The following is a 16,343-nucleotide window of genomic DNA, read 5'->3' as shown; positions in this document are numbered from 1 at the left end:
CGCCCCTACAGCAGCACGCGCTCGATGCCGCCCTGGTTGGCGCGCGCGACGTATTCGGGCATCCAGTTCTCGCCGAGGATGTGGCGGGCGATCTCGACCACGATATAGTCCGCCTCGACCTTGCCGTCGTCGGAGAAGCGCGACAGCCCCTGCAGGCAGCTCGGGCACGAGGTGAGCACCTTGACCGGCGCGCTCGGCGCGTCCTCGCGCAGTGCGGCCGCACCCTTCTCGATCTCTTCCTGCTTGCGAAAGCGCACCTGCGTCGAGATGTCGGCGCGCGAGGCGGCCAGCGTGCCCGATTCGCCGCAGCAGCGGTCGTTGAGATCCACGCGCGTGCCCATCAGCTCGTTGGCCACCTTGATGCCGGAATACTGCTTCATCGGCGTGTGGCAGGGCTCGTGGTACATGTAGCGCACGCCCTCGATGCCTTCGAGCTTCACACCCTTTTCCATCAGGTATTCGTGGATGTCGAGCAGCCGGCACCCCGGGAAGATCTGCTCGAACTGGTATTTCATGAGCTGATCCATGCAGGTGCCGCAGGACACGATCACGGTCTTGATGTCGAGGTAGTTGAGCGTGTTGGCGACGCGGTGGAAGAGCACGCGGTTGTCGGTGGTGATCTGCTGGCCCTTGTCCTCGAAGCCGGCCGAGGTCTGCGGGTAGCCGCAGCACAGATAGCCCGGCGGCAGCACCGTGGTGGCGCCGACGTGATACAGCATGGCCTGCGTGGCCAGCCCCACCTGGCTGAACAGGCGCTCCGAGCCGCAGCCGGGGAAGTAGAACACCGCCTCGGATTCGTCGCGCCGCCCCTGCGGGTCGCGGATCACCGGCACGATCTTGTCGTCCTCGATGTCGAGCAGCGCGCGGCTGGTGCGCTTGGGCAGGTTGCCCGGCATGGGCTTGTTGATGAAGTGAATCACCTGCGCCTTGATCGAAGCCTTGCCCAGCGTGGCCGGCGGCGCCTTGACCTGTTCCTGGATCAGCCCCAGCGACTTGCCGATGCGGTGGCCCAGGCGCTGCGCCTTGTAGCCCCACTCGATCATGCCCTTGCGGATGAGCTTGATGGTGGCCGGGTCCTTGACGGTGAGAAAGGCCATCGCGGCGGTCGTGCCGGGGTTGAACGACTTCTTGCCCTGCTTGCGCAGCAGGTTGCGCATCTTGATCGATACGTCGCCGAAGTCGATGTCCACCGGACAGGGCTTCTCGCACTTGTGGCACACCGTGCAGTGGTCGCCCACGTCCTCGAACTCGGCCCAGTGGGCCAGCGACACGCCGCGCCGCGTCTGCTCCTCGTAGAGGATGGCCTCGATCAGCAGCGAGGTGGACAGGATCTTGTCGCGCGGCGAATACAGCAGATTGGCGCGCGGCACGTGGGTCGAGCACACCGGCTTGCACTTGCCGCAGCGCAGGCAGTCCTTGATGTCGTGCGCGATGTCGCCGATCTCGGTCTGCTCCATGATCAGCGACTCGTGCCCCATCAGGTTGAAGCTGGGCGTGTAGGCGAGATCCAGATTGGCGCTGTGCTCTGCATCGCGCATGAGCTTGCCGCGGTTGAAGTGGCCGTTGGGATCGACCTTTTTCTTGTACGCCCAGAAGCCCGCCATCTCGGCGTCGCTGAGGTAGTCGAGCTTGGTGATGCCGATGCCGTGCTCGCCCGAGATCACGCCGTCGAGCGATCGCGCAATCGCCATGATGCGGTCGACCGTGCGGTTGGCCGTGGTCAGCATCTCGTAGTGGTCGGAGTTGACCGGGATATTGGTGTGCACGTTGCCGTCGCCCGCGTGCATGTGCAGCGCCACGAACACGCGTCCGCGCAGCACCTCTCGGTGGATCGCCGCGATGCGCTCGCGCACCGGTGCGAATGCCACGCCGTCGAAGATGTGATCGAGCCTTGGCTTGAGTTCGGCCTTCCACGACACGCGGATGGAGTAGTCCTGCAGCCGGTGGAACAGCACGGGGTCGGCGGCGCGATTGGTGAATTCGGTCGCAGCGATGCCCAGGCCGGAGAAGGCCGGCTCGGCCTCGGCCAGCGGCGTGTCGAGGTTGTCGAGCAGCCACTGCCAGCGCTCGCGGATCTCGGCGATGGCCTCGATGGCGGTTTCGCGGCTCTCGCCGATCAGTTCTTCCTTGTCCAGATCGGAGTCGCCGACATCGATCGGCAGATCGCCGGCGACCAACTCGGCCAGCGCGTCGCACAGCGCGAGCTTGTTGGCGGTGGACAGTTCGATGTTGATGCGCTCGATGGCGTCGCAGTAGTCGCCCATGCGATCGAGCGGGATCACTACGTCCTCGTTGATCTTGAAGGCGTTGGTGTGGCGGGAGATCGCCGCGGTGCGCGAGCGGTCCAGCCAGAAGCGCTTGCGCTGTTCCTCGGAGGCGGCGATGAAGCCCTCGGCCGCGCGCGCGTTGCACATGCGCACCACCTCCGAGGCGGCGGTCATCACCGCGTCCTCGTCGTGGCCGACGATGTCGCCCACCAGCACCATCTTGGGCCGACCGTGGCGGCGCGCCTTGGTGGCGTAGCCCACGGCCTTGACGTAGCGCTCGTCCAGGTGTTCGAGGCCGGCCAGCTGCACGCCGGCGGCGTGGCCCTCGCCACCGGGCTTGAAGTAGTCGGTGATCTCGACGATGGCCGGCACGGCCTCGCGCACCTGGCCGAAGAACTCCAGGCATACGGTGCGCGTGTGCGGCGGCATCTTGTGCAATACCCAGCGCGCGGCCACGATCAGCCCGTCCGTGCCTTCCTTCTGCACGCCCGGCACGCCGCCCAGGAACTTGTCGGTGACGTCCTTTCCCAGCCCGGTCTTGCGGCAGCTCGCGCCGGGCATCGCGATGACTTCCTCGCCCAGTTGCTTGCGCCCGCTCGCGTCGAAGCGGCGCAGGCGGAATTCGACCGTTTCCTGCTCGTGGATCTTGCCGAGGTTGTGGTTGAGGCGTTCGACCTCCAGCCACTCGCCGTCGGGCGTGACCATTTTCCACCAGGCCAGGTTGTCCAGCGCCGTGCCCCACAGCACGGCCTTCTTGCCGCCGGCGTTCATCGCGATGTTGCCGCCGATACAGGAGGCCTCGGCCGAGGTCGGGTCGACTGCGAACACGCGCCCGGCGGCAGTGGCCGCTTCGGCCACGCGCGCGGTGATCACGCCGGCGCCGGTGCGGATGGTCGGAACGGGCGCATCCAGGCCGGGCAGCGCCATTTCCTCGACCGCGCCGAGGGTGATGAGTTTTTCGGTGTTGATGACCACGGATTTCGCGTCGAGCGGGATCGCGCCGCCGGTATAGCCGGTGCCGCCGCCGCGCGGGATGATGGTCAGGCCGAGTTCGATGCAGTCGCGCACCAGCGCGGCGATCTCGTCCTCGGTGTCCGGGCGCAGCACCACGAAGGGATACTCGACGCGCCAGTCGGTGGCGTCGGTCACGTGCGAGACGCGCGTGTGGCCGTCGAAGCAGATGTTGTCGCGCCGCGTGTGGCGCGCCAGCACCTTGGCGACGCGTTTGCGCAGTGCTGCGGTGTCGTCGAAGAAACGCGAGAACGCGCCCACTGCGGCCTCGGCCGCGTTGACCAGCCGGGCGACCTTGGCAGAGCGCTCCGGGTCGTCGGCCGAACTTTCCTGGCGACGCTTCTCGACTTCGCGCAGACGGTGCTGCATGGCGCCGACCAGCGCCTCGCGCCGGTCGCGGCTGGCGAGCAGGTCGTCCTGCAGATAGGGATTGCGCTGCACCACCCAGATGTCGCCCAGCACCTCGTAGAGCATGCGCGCCGAACGTCCGGTGACGCGCTCGGCACGCAGGCCGTCGAGGATTTCCCAGGCCTCGGCGCCGAGCAGGCGGATGACGATCTCGCGATCCGAGAACGAGGTGTAGTTGTAGGGGATTTCTCGCAGGCGCTGAGTCATGGGCGGGGCAGTTCCGGTGCAATTGCTGCAATGGGACCGACGATTGTACCGTGAGTTGCCCGACGAAGCCCCGGCCGCAAACCCCTTGTGGCTACAGGGCATTGATCCGGATACGGAAAATCGCCGTACCCAGCGTGCGGGGCCCGGGTGTTGCGCCGCGCAAGAGCGCCTCAGCCGACCTCGAAATCGACCCGGTTCGAGTCTCCATCCGTGGCCGGTGCGCCCAGGCCGAGGCGGCCCCGTCCGGGCAGGCCGGCTTCGTTGCCCTTGACGCAGCGCGCCTCGGTGCCGTGGCCCTCGATCCAGCAACCGTTGCTGCTGTGGTCGATGAGCACGAAGCCGCCGGCGCGATGCGCGATCGTCGCGTGAATGCGTGAAGCGCGCGGATCGCCGATTACCAGGTCGTTGGTCGCGTCGCGCCCGAGCAGCAGGCGCGGGTGGCGCTCGTCCACGTACAGCGTGCGCCCGGCGTGGTGCACGCGCAGGCGCGGCGAACCCGGTTGCACGGCGGGCGCCAGCGTGTCCTCGGCGTGACGCAGGATGAACTCGGCGCCAGCTTCGATGCCGATTCGCGCAGGCGCGGGCACGATGCGCGCGAACTGGCGCGTCGGTGCGCTCAGGGCGCGGGCAGCGCACGCGTCGAGCAGGGCTTCGCCGGCGCGCGCCAGGGCACGCAGGCGCGACGCAGCGGTCACGGCGGCATCACCGTCGCCGGCGGCCAGCCCCACGCGCAGCGCGAAACGCGCGCCGCGCGCCGGGGGCAGCGCATGCACGCGGTCGATCATTTCGCAGGCCGCGAGTACCGCCGCGTCGGCGCTGGCGAAGCCGGCCTGCAACTCCGGCGTGGCCGTGTCTGCGCATTTCCCGCCGTTCGATTCCACGGCCAGCTTGATGCGGTTGCGACAGCGCTCCAGCGTGTGTCCGGCCTCGTCGGCAACGGCGCCGGCGCGGGGCGCGGGGCCTCCGAGAATCTCGGCGACGAGAATGCAGGATGTCGGCATGTGTCTTTCCGTGGTGCCGCGGGGGAGGCCCCGCCCAGAGCGTGTTTCAGGGCGATGCGGCGTATGATGGGGGAATGCGCGAGCGCGTGCAACGACTTGTTGCCGAGGCGCGCTCAGCCGAGGATGCGGATGCCACCAAGCGTGGCCGCGGGCAGATCCGGCGGGTCGAAGGCGGTGTCACCTTCGGCCACTTCGGTGGCGCGCGTGAGTCCGCGAAAATCGAACAGCGCGTCGTCCATCAGGTGCGAGGGCACGACGTTGGCCAATGCCGTGAAGATCGACTCGATGCGTCCGGGGTGCTCGCTCGCCCAGCCCTGCAGCATGGCCTTGACGTGCTTGCGCTGGGCGTTTTCCTGCGAGCCGCACAGGTTGCACGGGATGATCGGGTAGTCCATGGCACGGGCGAAGCGCGCAATGTCGGCCTCGGTGCAATAGGCCAGCGGCCGGATCACGACGTGCTCGCCGTCGTCGCTGACGAGCTTGGGCGGCATGGCCTTGGTGCGACCACCGAAGAACAGGTTGAGGAAGAAGGTCTCGAGGATGTCGTCGCGGTGGTGGCCCAGCGCGATGCGCGTGGCGCCGATCTCGCGCGCCGTGCGGTAGAGAATGCCGCGACGCAGGCGCGAACACAGCGAGCAGGTGGTCTTGCCCTCGGGGATCTTGTCGCGAACGATCGAATAGGTGTCCTCGGTGACGATGCGGTATTCGACGCCGATGGTTTCGAAGTACGCCGGCAGCACCTCGGCCGGGAAGCCGGGCTGCTTCTGGTCGAGGTTGACGGCGACGATGCGAAAATCCACCGGCGCACGCTCGCGCAGCGCGAGCAGGCACGACAGCAGCGTGTACGAATCCTTGCCGCCGGATACGCACACCATCACGGTGTCGCCGTCTCCGATCATGTCGAAGTCGGCGATCGCCTGGCCGACGCCGCGCTCGAGCTTCTTCTTCAGTCTTTCCGCGGTGTTGGACAGCCGCTGGGGCGTGCCGCGGGAAATCTCAGCCGGTGCGTTCACAACCCGAATCCTTCTTGCAACGGCGGCCGATTATACGCGTCCCGGCGTGCTGCCGGGCGTGGCCAGATGGGCGCTGCGCCCGCCGTCGACGGCCAGGATCTGGCCGGTCACGTAGGGTGCATCGAGCAGCAGGTAGCGCACCGCGCCGGCGATGTCGCTCGGCCGGCCCTCGCGCCCGAGCAGGGTGTCGGCGACGATGGCCTCGCGTTCGGTGTCGGGGAACTGGCCGTCTTCCGGCCATTCGATGGGCCCGGGCGCGACGCCGTTGACGCGCACCCGCGGCGCCAGCTCGACGGCCAGTGCGCGGGTGAGGCCGAGCAGGCCGGCCTTGGCCGCGCAGTACAGCGCATAGCCGCGCAGCGGTCGTTCGGCATGGATGTCGACGATGTTGACGATGGCGCCGCCGGCCTGCGTGAGCGCCGGTGCCAGCGCCTGGGTCAGGAACAGCGGCCCCTTCAGGTTGGAGCCGGTGAGGTCGTCCCAGGCGGCTTCGTCGATGTGTCCGAGCGGCGTGCCGAAGAAGCTCGAGGCGTTGTTGACCAGGCCGTCGATGCGCCCGAAGCACGCCAGTGCGTCGCTCGCGATGCGCTGTGTGGCGGCGATCTCACCCAGATCGCCGGCCAGCGTGGCGGCCGAGCCGGGGCGTTCCGCCTGAAGTTCTTGGGCCAGGGCGTGCGCCGCCTCGGCGCTGCCGCGATAGTGGATGAGCACGCGGCAACCGGCCGCGTGCAGGGTGCGCGCGATCTCGGCGCCGACGCGTCGCGCGGCGCCGGTGACGAGAATCACCGGGGCATCGTTCATGAGTCTGCTCCCTGACTGGCCAGGCTCTGCATCCACTGCAGCAGGCGGGTGGCGACCCGTTCCCAGTCACGTTCGAGCATCACCGCGTGACCCAGGCCGGGAACGATCTCCGCCGACTTGCCCAGCGCGCGACCGGCCGAAAGCACTTCCGATGCCGGGATCAGGCGGTCGTGTTCGGCGCCCAGCACGAGCAGGGGCACGCGATGCATGCGGCGGCGGTCGGGCAGGTCGAAGCCCATCATGTCCCAGATCGCGCGCATCGACTCGGGCTGGCTGTGGCGCACGAAGCGCTCCAGCCGCGCGTGCTCGACCGGTTGGTGAAAGAGCGCCTCGCGCACGTTCTCGACATCGGGCGAGCGCCCGGCGAGGATGCTGTTGAGCGTGACGAGGAGGCTGGGGTGATGCATCAGCATCGACAGCGACGACCACGCCAGGCCGGAGGGCGGCACGGCGCACAGCAGGGCGGCCGCGGCCGGGCGCAGCCGCGTCAGGCAGTGCTGCACGACGAAGCCGCCCAGCGAGTGGCCGATCAGCACGGGCGGCGCGGGCAGGCGCTCGATGGCGCGCTCGACGTCGTCAACGTAGTCGGCGATGCGCAGCGTATCGAGCACGTCGCGGCCGTCGCTGTCGCCGTGACCGGACAACGACAGCGCGTGCGCGGCATAGCCGTGGCGCGCGAAGAAGGGCAGGAAATGCTCGTCCCAGCACCAGGCGCCGGTGTAGGCGCCGTGCACGAAAAGCAGCGGTTGCAGTCGGGGCTCGCCTTCGGGCAGGCGGGAGATGAACTCGAGACGACGCCCGGCGACCATCAGCCGGGCACCTGCATGCCGCGTGCGACCGCGGGTCGGGCGGCGATCGCGTCGAACCAGCGCTTGACGTTGGGGAAGTCTTCCAGCGCCACCTGCTGCCACTCGTGACGCGCGATCCACGGGAAGGTGGCGATATCGGCGATGGTGTATTCGCCGGCCGCCAGCCATTCGTGTTCTGCGAGCCGGCGGTCGAGCACGCCGTAGATGCGCCGCGTCTCGTCCGAGTAGCGCTTCTTCGCGTACGGCACGTCCTCGGGCGCGAAGCGCAGGAAGTGGTGCGCCTGCCCCATCATCGGACCCACCGAGCCCATCTGCATCATCAGCCATTGCAGCACGTCCAGTCGTTCGCGCGCGCCGGTTGGCAGCAGGCGGCCACACTTTTCGGCCAGATAGATCAGGATCGCCCCCGATTCGAACAGCGCGATCGGATGGCCGTCGGGCCCGTCCTCGTCGACGATGGCCGGGATCTTGTTGTTGGGGCTGATGGCGAGAAAATCCGCCGCGTGCTGTTCGCCCTTCGTGATGTCGATGCGCTTCACGTCGTAGTCGAGCCCGAGTTCCTCCAGCGCGATCGAGACCTTGCGGCCGTTCGGGGTGCTCCAGGTGTACAGGGTGATCATGGCGTCCTTTCTGCTTTCCGGTTGGCGGCGTGCCGTGCTTCGGGGTCTAATGCCGCATGTTGAAATGGCTGATCGTCATCCTCGTCATCGTTTTCGTCACCGGCATGTTCCGCGCGACGCTGTCGCGCCACCTGCGCCTCGGGCGCCTGCCCGGCGACGTACATTTCAACTTCCGCGGGCGAGCCTACCATTTCCCGTTTACCAGCACCTTGCTGCTGTCGGCGGTGGCGATGCTGCTTCTGTGGTCGATCTAGCCGTGCGCCACGAGACGCGCGCCCCGCACGGTTCGAGTCGTTGTAGGTAGGAGTGAGCCGCAGGCGAAGTCCGACACGCGCGCAGATTCCTGCGCAAGGTGTCGCACTCGCTGCGCTCGTCACGACCTACGACCCCACTCGCCTTGTGCAGGGGATTGGCCGGCCGCGATCGCGGCGATGCGCGCCTCGCGTACGCGTTGCGGGATCTCGCGCTTGTCGGCGCAGGCAGTGGCGATCGCGCCGGCATCCACGCCTTGCGCTGCGGCGAGCGCGTCGCGCCAGGGCGTCGGGTCGAAGTCCGGGTGGCAATCGTGCGCGGCCGCGAGCAGCGCGGAGAAGCGCTCGGGGCGACGCAGGGCGTCGCAGCGCGCGAGGAGGTTGAGCGCGGTTTCGGCCACGCTCAGTGCGCATCGCAATGACGCGGCCTCGCGCGCCAGCATCAGCGCCAGATCGCGCGCCTCGTTGGGCGCCTTGAGCCGTTCGGACACGGCGCGGGCGGTGTCGCCATCGAGTCGGTGCAGCGCCACGGCCCAGCGTGCCTCGAGCGGTGCGTCGCGTGCGACCGCACGCGCCAGGCCTGCATCCAGCGCGTTGCGTCCGTCGGCGGGCAGGACATCGAGTTCGGGCAGCAATCGCGCGAGCGCGCCGCTTTCGCACAGCACCGCGAACATGCGCTGCGGGTGCGTCTCCATCAGTCCGCGCGCGATCTCCTGCCATACGCGTTCGGCCACGAGGTGCTCGACCTCGCCGGCGGCGACGATGTCGCGCATCAGCCCCATCGTCTCGGGCGCCACCGAGAATTCGTCAAAGCGCGCGCTAAAGCGTGCCACGCGCAGGATGCGCAGCGGATCCTCGGCGAAGGCCGGGCTGACGTGGCGCAGCACGCGCGCGGCCAGGTCGCGCCGCCCGCCGAAGGGGTCGATGATTTCCCCGTATTCGTCGCGCGCCATCGCGTTGACGGTCAGGTCGCGCCGCTGCAGGTCCTGCTCCAGGGTCACGTCGGGCGCGGCGTGGAAGCTGAAACCCTTGTAGCCCGGTCCGCTCTTGCGCTCGGTGCGCGCCAGCGCGTACTCCTCGTTGGTGTCCGGGTGCAGGAACACCGGGAAGTCCTTGCCCACCGGGCGAAAGCCCGCCGCGAGCATCTCTTCCGGAGTGGCGCCGACCACCACCCAGTCGCGGTCGCGTACCGGCAGACCCAGCAGTTCGTCGCGCACCGCGCCGCCGACCACGTAGCTTCGCATCAGTCGTTCGCGCCCCGGCCCAGATAGCCCGGCGCGACGTCCTCGAGCGCGGTCGGCGTCAGGCCGAACGGCAGCGGGGCGTCGTGCGCGACGTTGTCCACCCGCAGCGAGCGCACGTTGTCGCGACTCATCGGTGGATTGGGCAGCAGTTCCATGGTGGCCGCCTGTGCCAGGCCGAGCGGCTCGGGGAGGCCGAACACCAGCCGTCTGCGTCCGGTCGTCTGGCACACGTACAGCACCAGTTCGCGCAGCGTGTAGACGGTGGGGCCGGCCAGTTCAAAGGTCTGGCCGCGAGCGGCCTTGTCGTCCAGGCAGCGCGCGACGACATCGGCCACGTCACCGACGAACACCGGCTGGAAACGCGTGTCGGCGCCGGCCAGCGGCAGTACGGGGATGAACTTCGTCAGTTGCGCGAACAGGTTGAGGAAGCTGTCTCCGGGGCCGAACACCACCGAGGGGCGCAGGATGGTCCATGCGGGCGCATCGCCGCCCTCGCGCACGGCGGCCTCGCCGGCGGACTTGGAGCGCTGGTATTCGGAGGGGCCGTTCTCGTCTGCGCCGAGCGCGCTGACATGCACCAGATGCGCGCTGCCCGCGGCCTTGAGCGCCGCCACCAGTCGCCGCGGCAAGGCCACGTGTGCGGCGTCGAAATCCGGCCCCCAGGGCTCGCCCGAACGCGAGTGCAGCACGCCGACCAGGTTGACCGCGGCCTCGCAGCCCTGGGCCAGTCGGGCCAGCGTGGCATCGTCGTGCACGTCGGCCTCGATGATCTCGACCCCGTCCAGATCGGCCAGGCGGCGCGCGCGCTTCGGTTCGCGCGTCGGTACGCGCACCCGGCACCCCTGTTCGACCAGCCGGGCGACCACGGCGCTGCCGATGAAGCCGCTGCCACCGGTCACGAGTATGCGTCGATCGTTCATGTCCACCTCAGCGGTTGGCGGTTGTCTCGACGGCCGCCGGGATCGTACCCAGGCGCGCCTTGAGCGATTGCGCCCTGCCTTCGAGCAGCGCGGCATAGACGACCTTGTTGACGAGTACCTTCTGGACGTACTCGCGGGTCTCGTCGATGGGAATGGTCGCGACGTAGATCGCGCCCTCGATCGGCGTATCGCCGCGCCAGCGGCGTGCGCGGCTCGGGCCGGCGTTGTAGCCGGCCGAGGCGAGCACCGGATGGTCGTCCAGATCGGCGAGGATCAGCCGCAGGTAGCTGGTGCCCAGCAGCACGTTGGTCTTGGGGTCGTTGAGCATGCGCGGATGGTAGCTCTTGAGCCCGATCTGGCGCGCCACCCAGCGTCCCGTTGCCGGCATCACCTGCATCAGCCCCTGCGCGCCCGCGCTCGAGCGTGCCGGGATGTTGAAACGGCTCTCCTGGCGCATCAGGCCGTAGACCCAGGCCAGATCGAGATTCTGGCGTGTGACCTGGGGTTCGACCAGCTCGCGGTAGGGGGTCAGGAAGCGCAGTTCGAAGTTGTCTCCGGCATCGGCGTATTCGGCCGCGTTGATCGCGCGCTCGAGCAGACCCTGGTCGAGCGCCACATGAGCCGCGCCGAGGATGAAGCCGCGGTCGCGTCCGCGCAGCGCGGCGATCCATTCGCGCAGGCCTTCGGTGGGCAGGCCCAGCGCATAGAAGCGCATCGCCCGCCGGATGTCCGGATCGAGCGCGGCGCGTGCCTTGTCTTCGGGCGCCAGCGCCGCCGAGCGCTCTGGCGCGACGAAGGGTCGGCCCAACTCCTCGGCTGCGAGCATCGGGTAGTAGCCGTAGCCCTTGGCGATCTGCGCGTAGAGGGCTTCAGCCCCGCTGCGGTCGCCGCGCTCGGCGCGCGCGCGTGCGAGCCAGTAGACCCACTCGGGATCGGATCGCTGGGTGGCGTCGAGGCCGTCGATGGCCTGCTCGACATAGTTCCATTCGCCGGCGCGCAAGGCCGCGCGCACGCGCCATTCGCGCTGGCTGGCGGTCATGTCGACCTCGCCGGCGGCGCGGTACCACTCGGTGGTCAGCGGCAGGCGCGACAGTGCGCCGTGGTAGCCCAGGGCGAGGTAGGCGTGACGTTGTTCGTCCGCGGTGAATCGCTCGGCGCGGCGCAACAGGCGCACGTGGGCGAGTGGCGGATCGCGGCGGGCCAGACGCACCAGCGCGGCGAGCGCGAGTTCGCGCCCGGCGCGCGTGCGGTGAAAGTCGTCCGGCAGCCGGTCGAGGTAGCCCGCAGGGTCGGCGAGCAACTGGCGCAATGCCCGTTCTTGGCCCACGCCCAGCCACTCCAGCGTGGCGTGCGCGGGGGAAGGGTCGCGGCTGTCGATCTGCTGACGGAAGCGCCACCACACCTCGTCGAGCGCGACGTGGGCCGTGGTGGCTACCGCTTCGAGCACGGCATCGCAGGCGACCGGGTTGGCGAGCAGCTCACGCCAGGAGGCGGCGACCTCGTCGAGCACGGCCGCATCGCCGAGACGGTGGTGCGCCTGCCAGGCCAGGCAGCGCAGTTCGACGTCGGGCTCGGTGTGCGGGAACACGCGCAGTACGCCTTCCCAGTCCTCGTCGGCGGCCAGGCGGCGCAGCCAATGCGCGGCCAGTCGGGTGGCCGGCACACTGCCCGAGTGCAGGGTCACGAAGGCCTGCAATGCCGCCGTTGGCGGCGGGGTGTCTCTGCGATCGAGGTGCGAGAGCAGCCGCCAGTACTCGACGTAGTGACCGAGCAGGTGGTCGTCCGCGCTTGCTGCGAGGCGTTCGAGCGTCGCATGATCGCCGCTTCGCAGCGCATCGCGCGCCGCTAGAATGCGCTTGTCGCCCGACTGTGCGAATGCCGCACCGGCGAGCGCCACAACCATCAGACCGACAAGGACGTGTTTCATGTTTCCGCGACCATGGCCCGGTGAAGAATGCATCACGGCGCTCCGGGCATGAAGGAACCGCAATCCGACAATCACATCGTAGCGCGCCGGCGCGCGCTGCGAAACGCTGCCCTGTCCGCACGCGAGGCGCTCACCGTCACTGCGCGCGGCGCGCTCGAGCGGCGCCTCGAGGTGCATCTTGCGGATCTGCTCGAACGTCTCGCGCCGCGTCGGCTGGCTTTCTGCTGGCCGTTTCGTGCCGAGCCCGACCTGCGCCACTTCGTCGCGCGCTGGCTCGCGCAGGATGCCTCGCGTCTCGCCGCGCTCCCGGTGGTGACGGACCGTGAAGCGCCGCTCGCGTTCCGTCGCTGGACGCCCGGCATGCGGCTGGAACCCGACCGTCACGGCATTCCCCACCCGCCGACGGGCGAGGACGTGGTGCCCGAGTTGGTGCTGGTGCCGCTCAACGCCTTCGACGCGGCCGGCTTTCGTCTGGGCTACGGTGGCGGCTATTTCGATCGCACGCTGGCGGTGCTCGACGCGCTGGCCGTGGGTGTCGGCTACGAGTTGGGACGGGTAGACACTGTACTGCCTCAGCCGCACGACAGGGCGATGGACTGGCTCGTCACCGAGGCCGGTACGTTTCGCGCAACACTGTAGATCGCGTCGAGCCGCAGGCGAGTGCGACAGCTCGGCTCGACACAAGCGGGCCGTATTCCCTTGAGCTCCGGTGGTTGTCGCACTCGCTGCGCTCGTCACGACCTACGACGGAACGCCGGCAACGCGGTGGTCGCATCGAGCCGCAGGCGAAAATGCGACGCGGTGCGCTCAGCCCAGAAACAGCTTGTACGTCGGGTTGTCTGTTTCTTCGGTGAACTCGTAGCCGAGGCGTTCGAGGAAGGCGTCGAATTCGGCCTTGTCGCCCGGGGGCACCTGCATGCCGACCAGGACGCGGCCGAAGTCGGCGCCGTGGTTGCGGTAGTGGAACAGGCTGATGTTCCAGTCCGAGCGCAGCTGCGTGAGGAAATTCATCAGTGCGCCGGGGCGCTCCGGGAAGATGAAGCGGTAGAGCAGCTCGTTGTCGGCATGCGGCGCCCGCCCGCCCACCATGTAGCGGATGTGGCTCTTGGCCATCTCGTCGTCGGTCAGATCGATGGCGGGCAGGTCGTGGCGGGCCAGCATCTCGATCATGCGGCCGGCCTCGGCGCGGTTGGATACGTTGATGCCGACGAAGATGTGGGCGTTCGACGGGTCGTCGTAGCGGTAGTTGAACTCGGTGATGTTGCGCTTGCCCAGCAGGCCGCAGAACTTGCGGAAGGAGCCCGGCTGCTCGGGAATGGTCACGGCGAGGATGACTTCGCGCTGCTCGCCCAGTTCGGCGCGTTCGGCGACGAAGCGCAGGCGATCGAAGTTCATGTTGGCGCCCGAGGCGATCGCCACCAGCGTCTTGTCGCGCAGCTTGTGGCGCTTGACGTATTCCTTGGCGCCGGCCACGGCGAGCGCGCCGGCCGGCTCGAGGATGGAACGCGTGTCCTCGAAGACGTCCTTGATCGCCGCGCAGATGGCGTCGTTGTCGACGACGATCATCTCGTCGACGTATGCCTGGCACAGGCGGAAGGTCTCGGCGCCGACCAGCTTCACGGCCGCGCCGTCGGCGAACAGCCCGACCTGGTCGAGCTCGATGCGCCGCCCCGCCGCGAGTGACTGCGTCATCGCTTCCGAATCCTCGGCCTCGACGCCGATGATGCGTGTTTCCGGGCGCAGGCGCTTGACGTAGGCGGCGATGCCCGAGATCAGGCCGCCGCCGCCGACGCAGCAGAAGATGGTGTGGATGGGGCGCGGATGGGCGCGCAGGATCTCCATGCCGATGGTGCCCTGGCCGGCGATCACGTCGGGGTCGTCGAAGGGATGGACGAAGGTCAGGCGCTCTTCCTTCTCGAGCTGCTTGGCGTGGGCGAAGGCCTCGGAGAACGAGTCGCCCACCAGCACCACTTCGCCGCCGCGTCCGCGTACCGCATCGACCTTGATCTGCGGGGTCGAAGTCGGCATCACGATGACCGCGCGGGCGCCGAGCTTCGCCGCCGACATCGCCACGCCCTGGGCGTGGTTGCCGGCCGAGGCGCAGAGCACGCCGCGCTTGAGGGCGGCCGGCGAGAGATTGGCCATCTTGTTGTAGGCGCCGCGGATCTTGAAGCTGAACACCGGCTGCATGTCCTCGCGCTTGAGCAGCAGCGAGTTGCCCAGGCGTGCCGACAGGCTGTCCGCGTGCTCGAGCGGCGTCTCCTCGGCGACGTCGTACACCTGCGCGTTGAGGATGCGTTCCAGATAGTCCGGCGGGGTTTTCATGTTGGGGCCGATGCGGGCGGAAAGGGGCAAGAGCGTATCAGTCGCCGACGCGAACCGGCAAGCGGAGGAATCAGTCGGGCACGCCGTCTGTGCCGAGCAGGCGTTGGTGGCGCTCGATCAGTTCCTGGGTGGCGTCGATGCCGCGCAGCTTGAGGATGGTCGAGCGCACGGCCGCCTCCAGCAGCACGGCGAGGTTGCGCCCGGCGGCCACCGGCAGCACCGTGCGCGGGATCTGCGCGCCGAGGATTTCCTGCGTCTCGAGGTGGATGGGTAGCCGGTCCGGGTCGTCCTGGCCGGGCATGCGGCGCTCCAGGTGCACGACCAGACGCAGGCGCATCTTCCGCCGCGAGGCGGTCTCGCCGAAGATCGTGCGAATGTTGAGCACCCCGAGGCCGCGCACTTCGATGAAGTCCTGCAGCAGTTCGGGGCAGCGCCCCTCGATCACCGCCGGGGCGATGCGCGAGAACTCGGTGATGTCGTCGGCGACCAGGCCGTGGCCGCGCGAGATCAGTTCGAGCGCGAGTTCGGACTTGCCGGTGCCCGAGTCTCCTGTGATGAACACGCCGATGCCCAGCACGTCCATGAACACGCCATGCAGCGAGACCTTCTCGGCCAGTTCGTGCGCGAGAAAGCCGCGCAACTGGTCGATCACGCGCGCCGAGCTCTGCGGCGTCATGAACAGCGGCACATCGTGCGCCTCGCACAACTGGCGCATGAGCATCGGCAATTCGCAGTCGTCGGCGACGATGATGGCCGGCGGACAGGCACTGAACACGTCGTCCAGATGCTGGGCGATGCGCTCCTGTGGCTGGCGCCGCGCCCAGGCCAGTTCGGCATTGCCGATGACCTGCACGCGCTCGGGGTGGATCAGGTTGAGGTGGCCGACCAGATCGGCAGGCCACAGATTGGTCTCGGCAACCGCGATCGAACGATCCAGCGGCCCGCAGACGTGGGCGAGCGCCAGCGCCTCGCGGCGCGATTCAAACAGCCGCGCGACGCTGATCTGCCGCATGCGGCGCCCAGCCGGCGAACAGTTCGTGGACGGCGTCGCCGTCGGCCGCGTCCTGCAGGCGGTCGCGGAAGCTGGCATCGCTGAACATCTGCGCCAGTTCGGACAACAACTGCAGGTGTTGCTCGTTGGCCTGTTCGGGTACGAGCAGTACGAACAGCATGTTGACCGGACGGCCGTCCGGGGCGTCGAACTGCACCGGCGTGTTGAGCCGGAAGAACGCGCCAGCGGCCTTCTTCAGGCCCTTGATGCGTCCGTGCGGAATCGCGATGCCCTGGCCCAGGCCGGTGGAGCCCAGACGCTCGCGCGAGAACAGGCTGTCGAACACGTCGCTGCGACCGATGCCCTGGTTGTTCTCGAAGAGCAGGCCGGCCCGCTCGAACACGCGCTTCTTGCTGCTTGCATCCAGATCGATGACGACGTTTTCGCTGGGAAGGAGTTCGGCTATCAGACTCATTTGGGAGGCGTCTGGCGCTTGCGGCGTACCGCAATCGCCAGAACGATCATGGGTTTCGGGGGTGCGCCGGGCA

General features: G+C 68.6%; 14 protein-coding genes. 2 read left to right on the top strand and 12 right to left on the bottom strand.

Annotated features, from left to right (window positions below; all coding sequences use genetic code 11):
- Positions 1–5: 5 nt before the first annotated feature.
- The 6 genes from C0099_RS13900 to C0099_RS13875 form a co-directional block, all read right to left on the bottom strand.
- Positions 6–3,893 carry a DUF3683 domain-containing protein gene (locus tag C0099_RS13900; protein ID WP_102247976.1) on the bottom strand — a complete coding sequence of 1,296 codons (3,888 nt, stop codon included), beginning with the start codon at positions 3,891–3,893 and terminating at the stop codon, positions 6–8.
- A gap of 170 nt (positions 3,894–4,063) precedes the next feature.
- Complete coding sequence (locus C0099_RS13895; RefSeq protein WP_102247975.1) at positions 4,064–4,894, bottom strand: FHA domain-containing protein; 831 nt, start codon at positions 4,892–4,894, stop codon at positions 4,064–4,066.
- Between the two features lie 113 nt (positions 4,895–5,007).
- Entirely contained in the window at positions 5,008–5,907 is a 900-nt protein-coding gene (gene ttcA, locus C0099_RS13890) for a tRNA 2-thiocytidine(32) synthetase TtcA (protein WP_228151601.1), read from the bottom strand.
- A 30-nt stretch (positions 5,908–5,937) separates the two neighbouring features.
- Entirely contained in the window at positions 5,938–6,708 is a 771-nt protein-coding gene (locus C0099_RS13885; RefSeq protein WP_102247973.1) for a pteridine reductase, read from the bottom strand.
- The gene (locus tag C0099_RS13880; protein ID WP_102247972.1) at positions 6,705–7,517 is read right to left on the bottom strand and encodes an alpha/beta hydrolase; all 813 of its coding nucleotides are present in this window, start codon (positions 7,515–7,517) and stop codon (positions 6,705–6,707) included. The genes C0099_RS13885 and C0099_RS13880 overlap by 4 nt, the downstream gene beginning before the upstream one ends.
- The gene (locus C0099_RS13875) at positions 7,517–8,137 is read right to left on the bottom strand and encodes a glutathione S-transferase family protein (RefSeq protein ID WP_102247971.1); all 621 of its coding nucleotides are present in this window, start codon (positions 8,135–8,137) and stop codon (positions 7,517–7,519) included. The genes C0099_RS13880 and C0099_RS13875 overlap by 1 nt, the downstream gene beginning before the upstream one ends.
- Before the next feature lie 56 nt (positions 8,138–8,193).
- On the opposite strand from C0099_RS13875, the gene C0099_RS13870 reads away from it, so the two are divergent.
- Positions 8,194–8,391, top strand: coding sequence for a DUF2905 domain-containing protein (locus C0099_RS13870; protein WP_102247970.1), 198 nt, complete (start codon positions 8,194–8,196; stop codon positions 8,389–8,391).
- Between the two features lie 119 nt (positions 8,392–8,510).
- On the opposite strand, the gene cca is transcribed toward C0099_RS13870, so the two are convergent.
- The 3 genes from cca to C0099_RS13855 are packed head-to-tail and all read right to left on the bottom strand — an operon-like array spanning position 8,511 to position 12,479.
- Positions 8,511–9,632, bottom strand: a complete 1,122-nt coding sequence (gene cca, locus C0099_RS13865; RefSeq protein WP_102247969.1) for a multifunctional CCA tRNA nucleotidyl transferase/2'3'-cyclic phosphodiesterase/2'nucleotidase/phosphatase — start codon at positions 9,630–9,632, stop codon at positions 8,511–8,513.
- Complete coding sequence (locus C0099_RS13860) at positions 9,632–10,552, bottom strand: complex I NDUFA9 subunit family protein (RefSeq protein WP_102247968.1); 921 nt, start codon at positions 10,550–10,552, stop codon at positions 9,632–9,634. The genes cca and C0099_RS13860 overlap by 1 nt, the downstream gene beginning before the upstream one ends.
- Positions 10,553–10,559: 7 nt before the next feature.
- On the bottom strand, positions 10,560–12,479 hold the full coding sequence (locus C0099_RS13855; protein ID WP_102247967.1) for a lytic transglycosylase domain-containing protein: 1,920 nt from the start codon (positions 12,477–12,479) through the stop codon (positions 10,560–10,562).
- Between the two features lie 48 nt (positions 12,480–12,527).
- Between C0099_RS13855 and C0099_RS13850 the strand changes: the two genes are divergently transcribed.
- The gene (locus C0099_RS13850; protein WP_102247966.1) at positions 12,528–13,118 is read left to right on the top strand and encodes a 5-formyltetrahydrofolate cyclo-ligase; all 591 of its coding nucleotides are present in this window, start codon (positions 12,528–12,530) and stop codon (positions 13,116–13,118) included.
- A gap of 168 nt (positions 13,119–13,286) precedes the next feature.
- Here the strand turns inward: C0099_RS13850 and ilvA are convergent, their stop codons facing one another.
- From ilvA to ptsN, 3 genes are all read right to left on the bottom strand, one after another.
- Positions 13,287–14,804 (bottom strand): threonine ammonia-lyase, biosynthetic, encoded by a 1,518-nt coding sequence (ilvA, locus tag C0099_RS13845; protein WP_102247965.1) that lies wholly within the window; start codon positions 14,802–14,804, stop codon positions 13,287–13,289.
- A gap of 70 nt (positions 14,805–14,874) precedes the next feature.
- Positions 14,875–15,816 (bottom strand): HPr(Ser) kinase/phosphatase, encoded by a 942-nt coding sequence (gene hprK, locus C0099_RS13840; protein WP_102247964.1) that lies wholly within the window; start codon positions 15,814–15,816, stop codon positions 14,875–14,877.
- Positions 15,785–16,270, bottom strand: a complete 486-nt coding sequence (gene ptsN, locus C0099_RS13835) for a PTS IIA-like nitrogen regulatory protein PtsN (RefSeq protein ID WP_102247963.1) — start codon at positions 16,268–16,270, stop codon at positions 15,785–15,787. The genes hprK and ptsN overlap by 32 nt, the downstream gene beginning before the upstream one ends.
- Between the last annotated feature and the right edge of the window lie 73 nt (positions 16,271–16,343).

Origin of the sequence: Pseudazoarcus pumilus (assembly GCF_002872475.1) — a bacterium.
Lineage (GTDB): Bacteria > Pseudomonadota > Gammaproteobacteria > Burkholderiales > Rhodocyclaceae > Pseudazoarcus > Pseudazoarcus pumilus.
The sequence above is the reverse complement of the archived record's forward strand: the minus strand, read 5'-3'. Positions and strand labels throughout refer to the sequence as shown.